At 40.2% G+C, this 14,300-nt stretch carries 15 protein-coding genes; 10 read left to right on the top strand and 5 right to left on the bottom strand.

The annotated features are described in order from the left end of the window. Positions 1-36 precede the first annotated feature (36 nt). The 5 genes from ACQK2H_RS19120 to ACQK2H_RS19140 all read left to right on the top strand — a co-directional run bounded on the left by ACQK2H_RS19120 (position 37) and on the right by ACQK2H_RS19140 (position 4,914). Positions 37-1,224, top strand: a complete 1,188-nt coding sequence (locus ACQK2H_RS19120) for a S41 family peptidase (protein WP_425392987.1) — start codon at positions 37-39, stop codon at positions 1,222-1,224. 4 nt (positions 1,225-1,228) lie between these two features. Next, positions 1,229-1,816, top strand: a complete 588-nt coding sequence (locus ACQK2H_RS19125; protein ID WP_425392988.1) for a Crp/Fnr family transcriptional regulator — start codon at positions 1,229-1,231, stop codon at positions 1,814-1,816. Positions 1,817-1,881: 65 nt separating this feature from the next. Further along, positions 1,882-2,445, top strand: a complete 564-nt coding sequence (locus ACQK2H_RS19130; RefSeq protein ID WP_425392989.1) for a DinB family protein — start codon at positions 1,882-1,884, stop codon at positions 2,443-2,445. Between the two features lie 106 nt (positions 2,446-2,551). Continuing rightward, positions 2,552-4,231 (top strand): formate--tetrahydrofolate ligase, encoded by a 1,680-nt coding sequence (locus tag ACQK2H_RS19135; RefSeq protein WP_425392990.1) that lies wholly within the window; start codon positions 2,552-2,554, stop codon positions 4,229-4,231. Between the two features lie 62 nt (positions 4,232-4,293). After that, a complete protein-coding gene (locus ACQK2H_RS19140; protein ID WP_425392991.1) occupies positions 4,294-4,914 on the top strand; it encodes a hypothetical protein in 621 nt (206 codons plus the stop codon). 58 nt (positions 4,915-4,972) lie between these two features. Here ACQK2H_RS19140 and ACQK2H_RS19145 read toward each other — a convergent pair whose 3' ends face one another. Together ACQK2H_RS19145 and ACQK2H_RS19150 are read right to left on the bottom strand one after the other, a co-directional pair. Next, a complete protein-coding gene (locus tag ACQK2H_RS19145) occupies positions 4,973-6,277 on the bottom strand; it encodes a hypothetical protein (RefSeq protein WP_425392992.1) in 1,305 nt (434 codons plus the stop codon). A 24-nt stretch (positions 6,278-6,301) separates the two neighbouring features. Then, positions 6,302-6,832: a YceI family protein gene (locus ACQK2H_RS19150; RefSeq protein WP_425392993.1), complete on the bottom strand. Its 531-nt coding sequence runs from the start codon at positions 6,830-6,832 to the stop codon at positions 6,302-6,304. Positions 6,833-7,101: 269 nt separating this feature from the next. Here ACQK2H_RS19150 and ACQK2H_RS19155 point away from each other — a divergent pair, with 269 nt between their 5' ends. The 4 genes from ACQK2H_RS19155 to ACQK2H_RS19170 are packed head-to-tail and all read left to right on the top strand — an operon-like array spanning position 7,102 to position 10,190. Then, positions 7,102-7,344, top strand: coding sequence for an acyl carrier protein (locus ACQK2H_RS19155; protein WP_425392994.1), 243 nt, complete (start codon positions 7,102-7,104; stop codon positions 7,342-7,344). Beyond that, on the top strand, positions 7,341-8,516 hold the full coding sequence (locus ACQK2H_RS19160) for a cytochrome P450 (protein WP_425392995.1): 1,176 nt from the start codon (positions 7,341-7,343) through the stop codon (positions 8,514-8,516). The genes ACQK2H_RS19155 and ACQK2H_RS19160 overlap by 4 nt, the downstream gene beginning before the upstream one ends. Further along, positions 8,513-9,004, top strand: coding sequence for a hypothetical protein (locus ACQK2H_RS19165; protein WP_425392996.1), 492 nt, complete (start codon positions 8,513-8,515; stop codon positions 9,002-9,004). The genes ACQK2H_RS19160 and ACQK2H_RS19165 overlap by 4 nt, the downstream gene beginning before the upstream one ends. A 40-nt stretch (positions 9,005-9,044) precedes the next feature. After that, a complete protein-coding gene (locus ACQK2H_RS19170) occupies positions 9,045-10,190 on the top strand; it encodes a serine hydrolase (protein ID WP_425392997.1) in 1,146 nt (381 codons plus the stop codon). Between the two features lie 50 nt (positions 10,191-10,240). On the opposite strand, the gene amaB is transcribed toward ACQK2H_RS19170, so the two are convergent. Further along, a complete protein-coding gene (gene amaB, locus ACQK2H_RS19175; RefSeq protein WP_425392998.1) occupies positions 10,241-11,779 on the bottom strand; it encodes an L-piperidine-6-carboxylate dehydrogenase in 1,539 nt (512 codons plus the stop codon). 87 nt (positions 11,780-11,866) lie between these two features. Between amaB and ACQK2H_RS19180 the strand changes: the two genes are divergently transcribed. Then, positions 11,867-12,460, top strand: a complete 594-nt coding sequence (locus ACQK2H_RS19180) for an EF-hand domain-containing protein (RefSeq protein ID WP_425392999.1) — start codon at positions 11,867-11,869, stop codon at positions 12,458-12,460. Between the two features lies 1 nt (position 12,461). Here the strand turns inward: ACQK2H_RS19180 and ACQK2H_RS19185 are convergent, their stop codons facing one another. Both ACQK2H_RS19185 and ACQK2H_RS19190 read right to left on the bottom strand, forming a co-directional pair. Next, a complete protein-coding gene (locus ACQK2H_RS19185; RefSeq protein ID WP_425393000.1) occupies positions 12,462-13,148 on the bottom strand; it encodes a methyltransferase domain-containing protein in 687 nt (228 codons plus the stop codon). Beyond that, positions 13,141-14,238 (bottom strand): type III polyketide synthase, encoded by a 1,098-nt coding sequence (locus ACQK2H_RS19190; protein ID WP_425393001.1) that lies wholly within the window; start codon positions 14,236-14,238, stop codon positions 13,141-13,143. The genes ACQK2H_RS19185 and ACQK2H_RS19190 overlap by 8 nt, the downstream gene beginning before the upstream one ends. Positions 14,239-14,300 lie beyond the last annotated feature (62 nt).

Genomic DNA, 14,300 nt, shown 5'->3' on the forward strand with positions numbered 1-14,300 from the left:
ATTGTAAATTCCCTTCAGCACTTTAAAATTAAAAATGTGATTCGTCTACCGATTGTTCTACTATTCAGCACCCTTATTTCATTTGATGTATCCGGTCAGCAAAAGCCATTATTTGAAGTTAGTATTAATAAGTCCGCAAACGCTGAGGCTACCTTAGAAGAAGTTCAACAGCTTATTCTTGACCAGTATTACTTCGATGGCATCACAAGGGAAGATTTAAACTGGGCTGCCATTGAGGGAATATTGAGGCATATTTCTCCACCGGAATCTCCAGAGCTAGCGACACTTTGGACAGATGAAGAATATGAAAGAATTCTTAACTCTTTAAAAGGAATTAAGGTCACTATGGGATTTAATAGCACTTTTAATAGCAATGACGGCAGCCTTACCGTGACCACTCTGACTGAGGGGTCTGAAGCTGAAAAAAAGCTAAGGATAAACGACAGAATATTACGGATTGATGATCAACCACTTCTAAATAAAAGCATTGATGAGGTCAATAAACTGATAGATGGAGAATTAAATCAAACATCAACGCTTAAAGTGGTACGTGACATAGAAATCTTTGATGTTTCGCTCACCAGGGATTCTTTAAGGGTAGACAATATGGTTGTGACCAAAATACCCAGCCGAAATGCAGCGCTCATCGAACTCAGAAAAATAACTCTTAGCATGGCCGGTGAGCTTCAAGCATCTTTAGTTCAGTTAAAATCCGAAGGAGTAATAAATATTATTTTGGATCTTCGAAATAACAGTGGTGGAGTATTGAACGAAGGAGTAAACATTGCAAAGCTTTTCATGAAAAAGAACGATATCGTTCTCAGAACTCAAGCTCGATCCAGCGGTGTGACAAACTATGTAGCAGACGTTAATCAGTTTTATGATCTAAATATTGTCATATTAATCAATGAACAAACGGCATCTGCTGCAGAAATAATAGCGGCTGCATTGCGTGATCATGAGCGAGCGGTTTTGGTAGGTAAGAAAACCTATGGAAAGGGAGTTATTGAAACCACATTTACCCTAAAGAATGAATACCGATTAAAGTTTATCACCAATGCGATGTATAGCCCTAAAGGTGTTTCATGGCAAACCAAAGGCATACTACCAGATTATTTTGTTGATCAATCACAAGCAAACTATAACGAGGTTATAAAGTTAGATATCAACAGTCGGTTAAGGAACGACTTGCACTTAAGTACAGCTTTGAAGCTCCTAAATTAAAGACATGGACAACTCTGATATTAAAGTGCTTTTCGATAAGACCTTTGGGAAATACATCCCTTTATCAGAAGAGGCTAACAATTATTTATCGACAAACTTTCAGTTAAAAACATACGCTTCTCGCGAAATGATAGTAGAAGGTGGTAATTATGCCAAATATTTCTATTTCGTGCTTTCAGGAGTACAGGCACTTTATCTAATCAATGAAAAAGGTGAAAAGATAATTCTTGGATTCTCATTCCGAGGATCACCCTCAGGAGCATTTGACTCCTTTGTCACGGGAGAGCCTTCTCATTTTTTCCTGGAAGCACTTACTCCATCTACCATGATTGGCATAACAAAACAACAATGGGATGAGCTATTTGATCGCTTTCCGGAATTCTATCAGTGGCGAGCCCACTTTATGGAAGACTTACTTTTGGGTCGTATTTCAAGAGAAGTAGAAATGATGACCTTAGCAGCCAAAGAACGTTTTGACGCATTTGTAAAAAGATGTCCTCAGGAGCTATTGCAAATCCCACAGAAGTATCTTGCCAGCTACTTAAATATGAAACCGGAGACATTTAGTCGTCTAAGAGCCTTAAGAGATTAATTGATACAGATCAATTTTTTTAAGAAATGGATGCGTGAGCTTTGGGTAATCAAAAACACAATACAATGGAAGTTAATTACGAAAAGCTCCTTCAGGACTCCAACCAGATTAAGAACTACATAAAAGCTGAAATCGCGGCAAAGCCTGCTGAACAACTAACTCACAAAGTTTCACCCAAAAAATGGTCAGCATTGGAAGTAGTGGAGCATCTCAATAAGGTATATGATGTATATCTGGATAATTTTCAAAAGGTCATCGATGATGCCAATAAGCTAAATGATCATGCAACCCCTGAGATGAGACGCACTATTCTGGGGAGACTATCCATTTATGCGAACAAGCCAAAGGGAAAAAAGAGAAGGTTCAAAGTAAAAACGTTTGATTTCTTCCGCCCTGCCATTGGTCCTGATTCCATGCATGAGGTTTTTGAAACGTTCCTATCGAAGAAGAACCGGTTCAATGAATTAATCAAGCTTGCCAGAACTAAAGATCTTAAAAATGTAAAAATCCCTACAGCTCTCGGTGAAAAAGTAAAATTTTACGTGCCGGAGTGCTTTGAATTTTTATTGGTACATGAGCAGCGTCATATGATACAAATTGAAGAGGCGATTAACTTGAGTAAATTGTAGGCTATAAGACGCCAATAAGACTATTTACAGCCAAAATATTGATAATAATCATATTCAAAGGACCGTATACGAGCTATTTTGGCAGCAAAATAAAAGCCCCAATTAAATGCCTACAGAAAATATTGATCTCCAAATTGCCCAATCTGTAACACCTAAACCGATTGTAGAAATAGCTAAAAAACTTGATCTCACCAATGGAGAGATTGAGCAATACGGAAAGTATAAAGCAAAAATTCCGCTAACGTACATTGATGAGGAACAGGTTGCCAAAAGCAACATGGTTCTTGTCACTGCTATTACTCCGACACCAGCCGGTGAGGGTAAAACCACAGTATCTGTTGGACTTACCGATGGGCTTAACAGCATTGGAAAAAAAGCGATTGCAGTTTTAAGAGAGCCTTCATTAGGACCTGTCTTTGGAATCAAGGGTGGTGCAACCGGAGGTGGGCACTCTCAAATCATTCCAATGGAAGACATCAACCTTCACTTCAATGGAGATTTTGCTGCGATCGAAAAAGCTAACAATCTCCTCTCAGCACTGATCAATAACAACATTTATTCAAGATCAAGAAGCCTTGGCATTGATCCCCGAACAGTAATATGGAGGTGGGCAATGGATATGAATGATCGTTCATTGAGACACATTATTACAGGGATAGGGGGCAAAACAGGTGGATTCTTGCAGGAATCAGGATTCAATATTACTGCTGCATCAGAAATCATGGCTATCCTTTGTTTGGCCAAAGACTTACCGGATTTAAAAGAACGGATAGGAAATATTTATATTGGGGATACCTTTTCTGGTGAAGCTATTTTTGCAAAAGACCTCAATGCGCATGGAGCAATGACGGCCCTGCTTAAAGATGCCATTAAGCCAAACCTTGTTCAGACGCTTGAAGGCAACCCCGCTATTATTCATGGAGGCCCGTTCGCAAATATTGCTCAGGGCACCAATTCGCTAATTGGCACCAAAGTGGGCCTGTCGCTTGCTGATTATGTCGTAACTGAAGCAGGATTCGGAGCAGATCTGGGTGCAGAAAAGTTCTTTAATATCAAATGCAGAACCGGAAATATCAGCCCCAAAGCGGTAGTGCTTGTTGCCACGGTAAGAGCACTAAAATATCATGGGGGAGTCAAGAAAGACAACCTTATGGAACCGAATGCAGAAGCGGTAGAAGAAGGCCTTGAAAACCTCGAAAAACACATTGAGAACTTAAAGTCATTTGGCATCCCGGTGGTAGTAGCCATCAACAAATTCAAAGCGGATACCGAACAGGAAATGCAACATATTATTGATAGATGTAACTCCCACGCAGTAGATGTGTCCATTTCTGATGGATGGGCAAACGGAGGTAAAGGGATGGAGGATTTGGCAGAGAAAGTCGTGAGGGCTGTCAGTAAGTGTGAGGGCCCGTTTAAACCCACCTATGAATTAGAAGATCCATTCACCAAGAAAATTAAAGCTATCGCGGAACGCATCTATGGAGCAAACAAAATCAGCTACAGCCCAAATGCTAAAAAGATGCTGAAAAGAGCTGAAGACTTGGGCTTTGGTGAATTTCCAATATGCATGGCAAAAACTCAAAATTCATTTTCCGATGATGCCGCTTCATATGGGAGACCTACCAACTTTACCATTAATGTTCGAGAAGTAGAGATTGCTGCTGGAGCAGGATTCATTATTCCAATTACAGGCAAAATGCTTCGCATGCCGGGATTACCAGCTAAGCCTGCAGCTGAGCAAATAGATATCGATGAAAATGGAAAAATCACCGGTCTGTTTTAAATTTTAGCTATTTCAAAAATCTGATCACCACACCTATGGCATACTTTTTATAATATTATGCCATGATCCGTTGGAGAGCAATGTTGTTCACTACAGTTATTGGGTATGCATCGATCCAGGCATTTTGTCAAAATGGAACGGCTAATTACCACCAGGTGACAATTACGGCCAGTGCAATTACCATACATGGGGAGACAAACCTCAACAAGTTTAAATGTAGCATGGACCAACTGGCCCTTAATGACTCCATACGCGTCAAGAACATTTGGTTGAATGAAAAGCTTGAGTTTGAGGGATTAAGACTCAAGTACCCGGTAGATCAGTTTGACTGTGGACTAAGAGCGATGAACAGCGACTTTCAGGAACTCTTAAAGTCCGATGAAGAACCTCATTTATTTCTACAGCTCAATTCCATCACATTACATCCGGGAAATGATGCATTTGAGGAGTTGAATGTGGATGCCGAGGTAGAGGTATTTATTGCCGGCGTGCAAAAACAAGTGGAGATTAGCGGTGGAAAGGTCATCAATCATTCTTCTGCGGAATTGACACTGAAAGGGAAGAAACAATTGCTCATGACACACTTTAATATTGAGCCTCCTTCCAAGATGTTTGGAATGATTCAGGTGACGGATGATATAATCATCGAGTTCGAGATCGGGATGAAAGTTTCACCCTTATAAAAAGGAAAAAGCCACCCAATTAACTGAGTGGCTCTCATCCATTAAGATCGAGCTAAAACTAGAATTGAATCACCGCTTCGATTACAACTCCACTGAATTCAGCTCCCTGAAGTTTCGTTCCAGTAAATCCATCGCCAGAATATGAACTTGTTACATATTCAGTTTTCATCATCACATTTTTAGTCATGAAGTATCCAAACCCAAGGTGTGTTCGGTCAATTTCCTGAGTTGCAGCACCGTCAGCAGCTTCACCGCTTACCGCATTATACCTTGCTCCAAGAAATACCCTTTCACTTTCACCAAATCTGTAGATTACATCAGCTGCAATTTGATTGTATCCTCCACCTGTGTCATCACCATTGCTTGTTGTTTCATATACTCCAAAGAATTCCAGGCCTTTAAACTTAACAAATGGGTTGATCATAATCGCGGTGTGTGAAGAGAAGCCTGGATTCCATCTCGGCTCAAAATCACTAGGTCCTCTTCTATTAACTACATCATCATTAATTGTGTGTAGAACACTGTAGTATCTTGCACCAGCTCTGTCACCACCATAGAGATAATCTCTTGTACTTCCATCGCTACTGTTATAGAACGATCCTGTAAGTCTCAACCTAAAGTCGTCATTCATCTGCTTGTCATATCCCAGTTTTCCAAAAATCACTCGCCCGTCATCACCTGGTACAGGTTCCTGGTTCAGTCTACCATTTGTTATACCCAGCATCCCAATAAAGCCATTTGATTGATAGCGCAATTCAATGAATGGCTCTGTTGTAAACGCATCCATGATATAGTTTCCAACAAATGGGTTGAACAATGCTCGCGCATTATCTGATCTTCTGTAGTGAGCATCACCATAATTGATCTCATCCATACCCACGCGGATGGTGGCTTTTTCCATTAGTCCGCTCATAAATCCAGGACTCACAAAATCAAGTTTATCTATTTGTAAATACCCACCTTTTACATAGGCTTCCGGATGGTGCCGAGAAGATAGATATGTTCTTAAGTGCATTCTAAGTCCATCTTCCAATTGGACATCAAAATTGAGGTTTGCGGTAGGAAGAGTCATGTTATTATCAAGATCTACAAGGTCAAGTGAGTAATCAGTACCACCTACATTGGCAGTAAGACCATCGTCATTTGATTGGGAAAGACCCTGAAATTGCATGGCAAAACCACCACCAACACGGACTTTAAATCCGTCATATTTTACAGTATCTTCTTTGCTTGTTTCGAAGACATTCCATCCTCTTAAGTCATTATACCTGTAGTATTGAATAGAGGGTAATTGAGCATAAATTGCTATTGTCCCGAATAGCATCACACCCGTTAATAAAAGTTTAAAAATTGAGTTTTTCATCATCTAGGTTGTTTAATGGATAAATTATTTATTTAAAAAAATGTCATACTCGATCACCACAGCATCTCCGGTTTTCAGAGTGCCGAACATGGCAGTTGGTGGATCGATATTAAAATCTGTCATTTTCAGAGGTACTGATCCCTTTATTTGGATTTCAGCTCCTGAGTCTTTGATGACTTTTGCTTCCAGATTAACAGGTCTGGATTCTCCGGCGATATTTAATTTCCCGGTCCCTGAAATTTTATCACCGTTCACCTGAAGGGTATTCGCTGAAAAAATGATTTCAGGATAGTCGTCTGCCTCTACCGCATCATAAGCCTTGTCATCCATAATAGATTTTCCACTTTTCATGGATTTGGACTTTATGGTCACTTTAAGATTTTGAACTTGTTCGTCCGTGATAGAGCCTGTCACGTCATATTCATCTACTGTCATCTCCCAATCATGCAGGGAGGAAGTACCTGTGATTATCAGGCTACTTTTTTCCGCATTTAGTTGTATTTGTCCCAGGGTGAAAAAGCCACCTAAGACTGTCATAATTATCAGGTTTTTCATCACTTATTTCCTCTTATTTTTAAGGCTAAATTAGAGGTGGAATAAGTGCCTAATTATGACATAGAACAGACCGAAATATGACCTTTAACATCACTCTGGATGACATTTGAAAGGCATGAGTATGACCTAAAGCAGGACTTGAACGGAATTTGAACTTTGGTCAGTTCTTCTTGGATAAAACAGCCCATTTTACATCTGATAAATGTTATTCGCTGTAGCTAAATAATTTGAGCATCAACTCACAATTCTATTTACAATACTTTTGTTGTATGGCATCACTACCTGAGATAAAACAACATGTTAAAGACATTATCGCTAAAGAGTTAAATTTAAATTCAGAGGATCTTGACGAGCTTCAGAGCTTCCACAACCTTGGCCTTGACTCTGTAAATAGCATTTTCTTGCTGGCCAAGATGGAGGAGAAATTAGACATGTACATTGACCCTCTCAGTGTCTATGATAATCCAACGATCAGGTCATTTTCTGAATTTTTACATACAGAATTGTCATGACAGTCGCTGATCTTTGGAAACCAACAAGCAGGGACTTTATTCATAACCCTTACCATGCATATCGAGAGATTAGAAAAACACATGACGTATTTAGGGCAAACACTGGGGATTATGTTGTTTTAGGTTATCAGGAGTGTAGGCATATCCTCCAGGATCCTTCATTCGGGACAGGCCTGAGACTATCCTGGGTGGAAAAAATGGCTAATGAATCTTCAAAAAGAGGTCAGGACCTGTCACACCTCATCGACTCTGTGGCCGGAATGCTCGTCCAAATAAATCCGCCTGAACAACAGGTAATTAAGTCAGACATGGCAAAATCCTGGCCCGGCACGGCTGAATTGAAGAAAGTATCTGAAGAAATAATCACAGTGGCAATTAATGAATTACCTCCTCAATTTGACGCCATAGAAAGCATTTGCAGAAAGGTGCCGCTGAATGTAATCAGCACACTGCTTGGTCTTCCAAAAGAGGAAACTAAGAAATACGCCATAGATGGAATTAATCTTGTTCAGATTCTTGGTCCTTATTTGTCCTATCGAGATATTCTCACAATCGGAGAATCTTCCAAAAGACTACAATCGTTCATACAAGAAAATATCCTTGCGGAAGGATACTCACCAACAAAACTCACCAACTTATTGATTCAAAAGTATCCTGAAACTGAAGTGATCAATTTATTGCTGTTCATTTTCATTGCGGGGTATGAAACAACCTCCTCTTTGCTGACGCTATGCATTTATCACCTTATTAAAAACAAAGGATATCGTAGTAGAATAGAAAAGTACGGAGTAAAGTCTTTTATCAACGAAATCTTAAGGCTTCATTCTCCTGTTCAGATTACTGGTAGAACCAATAACAGAGAAATAGAACTGGATGGTCAGACGATTCCCAAAAATGCTGCACTTACCGTTTGTATAGCTGCCGCCAACGTTGATCCTGCACACTTTGAAAACCCTGATGAATTGATATGGGATCGAAAAAAACATGAGCATCTTTCTTTTGGCTATGGTCTCCACCATTGTCTTGGGAGCCAGCTTGCTGAAATTGAAGCTGAGGTCTTAATTGAAAAACTATTGCCAATCCTTGATCGGCTGAGTATTGAAAAAGAACCTGTATTGAGAGATCAGTATACGATCAAAAGCTATCAATCATTCAACCTCTGTTTAAAATGAGCGAACAAAAAATCACCATCCACAACGTATGGGCAAACAAACCAAATGAGCTGGTTAAGGAAATCATTGACTTCTGGAATCAATACAAAGCTATTCCACCTTCTGAAGATATTTCAAAGCGTGCTAAGCAGGTAGTCATTGTTGCCAGAAATGAAAAAGATACGATTATAGGAGTCACCACTTCTTATAAGCAACACCATGCACCTCTCAAAAACAATTTATTTGTTTTTAGAGGAATGATAGCGCCTGACTTCAGAGTGCCTGGCCTATTTATCAAAATGACTAAGGAAACTATTCAGGTATTAGAATACTATTCAAAATCAACTGATGAAAAGGATAGGCCAATTGGCTTAATTGCTGAAATGGAAAACCCTCGTTTGAAGAGGGTAGGGTCAACTAAAACTCCGTCAGGAATGACCCTAATTGGGTTCTCAAAAAAAGATAATCCGATCTATGTTTATTATTTTAAAGGTGCGAGATTCAATTAAGGGTATCAATCCCGAAGCTTTTTAAAATCATCGCCACTATATGAAAAATGTAATTATTGCATTCGTACTACTACTCATCGGGTGTGGTGAAAGACCCAAACTCGAAAGGATATTAAGTGATGGCTCTGCTACTTTTCTAGAAACACTAGACAATGAAAAACATGAAATTCAAATAATATATGGAGAGGTCAAAGGTGATTCCATCATCCATCATGTTTATGGAGATACTTCTCAGTATTTCTATCCTGCAAGCACCATTAAAATGCTAAATGCATTTGCTTCGATACAATGGCTAAGAGAAAACAAGTTGTCATTACGTTCGACTGTTCAGATGGACTCTACGGTCCACCATCCAAGAAACCTAACATATGATTCACTATTCAAAGACTCTTTGAGAGTAGAGAATCTACTGAAAAAGATATTTGTCTACAGTGACAATCAAGCCAATAACATACTATTTAATACCATAGGTAAGGACTATGTAAATGGCCTTTATGCTAACCTTGGATTAAAAACACGCATCATCCATCAACTGGGGGAAAGTGCCTTTTCCTTCACCCCTGAATCAAACTCATGGTCAGCAAAAACCATCATAACCCATGCTAAAAACGCAGTAAAATCTGCAGCTTCAAAACAAGATTTTAATAGCGATCTCAGCCCAAAAAATCAACGGAAAGGAAAAGGGTATATGAATAAAAGCGGCGATGTGATTATGAAGCCATTTGATTTTACGGTCAAAAATTATGTGCCGCTAAGAAGTTTGATTGGTTCACTGGAAAGAGTGATTAAACCATCATTTTTCAGAGTTGATTCACGTTTTGATTTTGATAAACAAACGTATCAGGAGCTAGAAGAAATTATGTCATTGAGGCCCATAGACCTTCCGTACCCGATAGATACGTTAAAGGATAATTATGTTAAGTTTTTAATCTACGGAGATTCTCAAGCCTCTACCTATGATGAATCGATGGTCATTATGAATAAGGTAGGTTGGGCATATGGCTACCTCACTGATGTAGCCTACATCAAAGACACAAAAAATGATGTAGAATTTTTCTTAGCAGCCACCATACATGTAAATGAAAACGAAATCTACAACGATGGCATTTATGAATATGACTCTGTTGGCCTTCCCTTTTTAGGGGAATTGGGTAGGTTGGTTTATCAATATGAGCTAAATAAATGAAGAAAGGCCTGCTCAAATGAGCAGGCCTTAATTTTTAGCATTTCTATCCTTTATAACTCAAACTTAATTCCCTGTGCCAGTGGCAATTCAGTAGAATAGTTGATCGTATTGGTTTGACGTCTCATATACGCTTTCCATGCATCAGAACCTGACTCTCTGCCTCCACCGGTTTCCTTCTCACCACCAAAGGCTCCACCGATTTCTGCGCCTGAAGTACCAATGTTAACATTAGCAATTCCACAATCCGATCCCGCATGCGAAAGGAACAACTCAGACTCCCGAATATTTGTCGTCATGATCGCGGAAGATAGTCCCTGTGGAACGGCATTCTGAATGTCAATGGCCTCTTCTATCGTTGAGTATTTAATCAGATACAAAATGGGTGCAAAGGTCTCGTTACAAACAATTTCATAGTCGGCCTCAGCTTCATAGATTGCCGGCTTCACATAGCATCCTGATTCATATCCTTCACCTGAAAGCACCTCTCCTTCAATCACAGTCTTTCCTCCTTCAGCTTTCACTTTTTCAATAGCTGACTGATACATTTTTACTGCGTCCGTATCGATAAGCGGCCCCACATGATTGTTTTCATCCAATGGATCACCAATGCGCAACTGACCATAGGCTTTCACCAGTCTCTTCTTTACCTCCTCATACTGGCTTTCGTGGATGATTAGTCTTCTGGTAGAAGTACATCTTTGTCCTGCAGTACCTACTGCTCCAAAGACTGCTCCCGGGATCACAATATTTAAGTCCGCATGTTCGGATATGATGATTGCATTGTTTCCACCCAATTCAAGGATGTGTTTTCCAAGTCGTGCTCCCACAACTTCTCCTACTTTCTTACCCATTCTGGTGGATCCTGTCGCTGAGATCAACGGCACACGAGTATCTGCTGCTAATTTCTTTCCGATTTCAGCATCTCCAATCACAAGTCCGCATACGCCCGGATGTATTCCGTTCTTTTCGAATACTCGCTGTGCAATCTTCTGACATGCTATAGCTGAGATAGGCGCCTTCTCGGATGGCTTCCACACACACACATCTCCGCAAACCCAGGCAAGGGCCGCATTCCATGACCATACGGCAACAGGGAAATTAAATGCTGATATAATACCAACAATTCCTAGCGGGTGCCATTGCTCGTACATTCTATGTGAGGGTCTTTCAGAGTGCATCGTTAAGCCATAAAGCTGTCGGGATAGCCCAACAGCAAAATCGCAGATATCAATCATCTCTTGTACTTCACCAAGTCCTTCTTGCAGTGATTTGCCCATTTCATATGAAACCAAAGACCCAAGCTCTTGCTTGAACTCCCTTAGTTCATTGCCAAGCTGCCGTACGATTTCACCTCTTTGAGGAGCTGGTAACAATCTCCACTCTTTAAAAGCAGCTTGTGCTTCATTAATCACTTGCTCGTAAGCTTTTTCATCCGCCAGCTGAACATTGGCAATCACCTTGCCATCCACCGGAGAATTAGAAGCGATACTCTCGCCTGCCGAGCTAAGCCAATTACTGCCATAGGCAGCTCCTTTATTGTTAGCTTCTACTTGAAGCTTCTTTAAAATTGATTGAATATCCTGGGACATATTTTTTTGATAGGGTTAATAATTGGGGTGCAAAGCTACGAAATGCATGCAAGGCTGGAAATATTTTTGTAAATTGTCATTTGATAAATGGGGAGCACGGCCACCACACAACCCAAAAGCCCCCGATCTGTTTTTTCTGAAACACAAAAAAAGAAGGTTCATCACCTTTTTAATGTGCTGGATATCGATCGGAATGGGCAACTGCAGCCAAACGATTTTGTGAACGTTGGGAAGAAAATCGTTGCGCAATTAAATCTTAGTCCCAAATCAAGAAGCGCACGTTTAATCTTGCTTAAATCACATCGACTATTCGTTCAGTTACTGACAGATGTGAATAACCCTGAAATCAATCTCACACTCTGGGACTGGATCGCTTTCTTCAGAGATCAGGTAGAATCGGATGAACCGGGGATACTGGATCATTACATCAAACGAACATCCAGGCATATTTTTGATCTGTTTGATATGAATAAAGATCGATTGATATCAAGGGAGGAATATGCCAATATGCTCACCATCTACAATATCTCGCAGAAAGTAGCTGTTCAGGGTTTTGAGGAACTGGATGAAAATAATGATGATCATATCTCTGCTGAAGAGATGATTGCAGGTCTTCACAATTTTTTCAGGTCTAGTGACGAAAATGCAAAAGGCAACTTGATTTTTGGTGAATGGAAGTAATCTAAAACACTAGTTTCCACCTAAAAGCCCATTTCCAACTTAGCTTATAATCTGTAATCCCAGCCTTTCTCATTATCTCTTTGAGTTCATGTTTCTTAAAGCCGCGTGCCACAGAAATTGCTGCATCATTCCTGACCATTGTTGATTTAGAAAAAAGAGATGTTAGTAGAGAAATACTCCAATAGGCCAGGGGATGTCTGTGAAGGTCGTTAATGATTACGCCTACTCTGGCTTGCTTCTTAAATTGACCAAAAAGCTCGATGAGCTGTTCTGTTGTAAAATGATGCACAAACAAGCAGCAATGAATTATGTCAAAGGTCTGTTGCCTGAACTCAGTACTAAATATATTAATAGCCTGATAGGTTATCTCATGAAACTTCCGTGTATTCTTTTCAGCGTAGTGTACAATATTTTCATTGGCATCAATGCCAATAAATGAAGCATTCATATTCATTTTCCTACTCCAGGAAGCCATTTCCTCCATGATATCTCCACCCCCACAACCCAGGTCAGCCAATATAATTTCGTCCTTTCCACGACTTAATTGCTTGAAGGCAGCAATACTGATTTGATTGCCGCCAAGCCGCTTATTGATGGTGTTGAGTTCCCGAAGTGTCTGATCAACTACCTCTCCCGAGATTGAGAGGTCGTCCATTATTTCGATTTCATGGGATCTTTGCCTAAGCATCGATGTGAGTTTTAAGCACAGCACTTTCCATGGTGAGTCCGGGCCCAAAAGCAAAGGTCAGTAAGTGTTTTTGATCATCCTTTTCAGACAATTCTTCCAAGATTTTCCGAATTACGAATAAGACGGTTGGTGATGACATGTTCCCATGTGTCTTTAGCACCTCTCTGGCTGCTTTGTTTTGATCTTTGGTGATATGTAGTTTCTCTTCTATCACATCAAGTATTCTTTTGCCTCCGGGGTGTATCGCGAAGTAATTGATATCTGAAACTTCTAGTTGGATGCTTTGTAACAACCGCTGGGTCAGTTGGCCAATTCCGTCTTTAATAACGTCAGGCACCTTAGCACTTAGATGCATTTCAAATCCATGATCTCCGATGTACCAGCCCATTTCATCGCGTGCTTGCAGCGCCAAGTCGCTGTAAAAATTTTTCAGTTCCAATGACCGTGAGGAAGGAGCGCCTGAAAAGATCATTGCTGCAGCGCCATCGCCAAATATGGCATTGGCCAGTAAGTTCTCATCGTCTTTTTTCTGTTGCAAATGGATGCTACACAGTTCGACACATACCACCAGTACTTTTGCTTGACTGTTTCCGGAAATGATACTATCAGCTACCTTCATCGCATTGAATGCTGCATAACATCCCATAAAATTGATTGAGGTTCGTTGCGTTGAAGTCTTTAAACCTAGCCGATCAATCAATTCAATGTCAAGGCCTGGAGCGTACATTCCTGTACAGCTCACCGCAATAAGATGTGTGATTTCCTCCTTAGTTACATCCGAAATTTTGATCGCTTCCAAACATGCATCATGAGCTAATCCGATCGCATATTTTTGATAGACTAGCATGCGTGGTTTAGCAGATGGAAATGCTGCGTCTTCTTTAAAAAAACTTTGACCATTTAAATTTTGACTAAAGTCTTTTAGCACGGAATAACGTTGCTTAATCCCACTGGCTCGATAAAGTACGCGGAGCTTTCTTTCTTCTTGAGAAGATAGCTCCAAATGGCTGGTCATGAAGTCAGCTATTTGATCCTGACTTGCCAAATTTGGTGGTAATGCGGTCCCTATGGATTGAATAAATGTGGCCATCTGCTACTAGTTCATTAATATTAACCAACTTTTAGCCGAGATGATCTATTCCATTTGAAAAA

This window comes from Ekhidna sp. (assembly GCF_965228795.1).
Lineage (GTDB): Bacteria > Bacteroidota > Bacteroidia > Cytophagales > Cyclobacteriaceae > Ekhidna.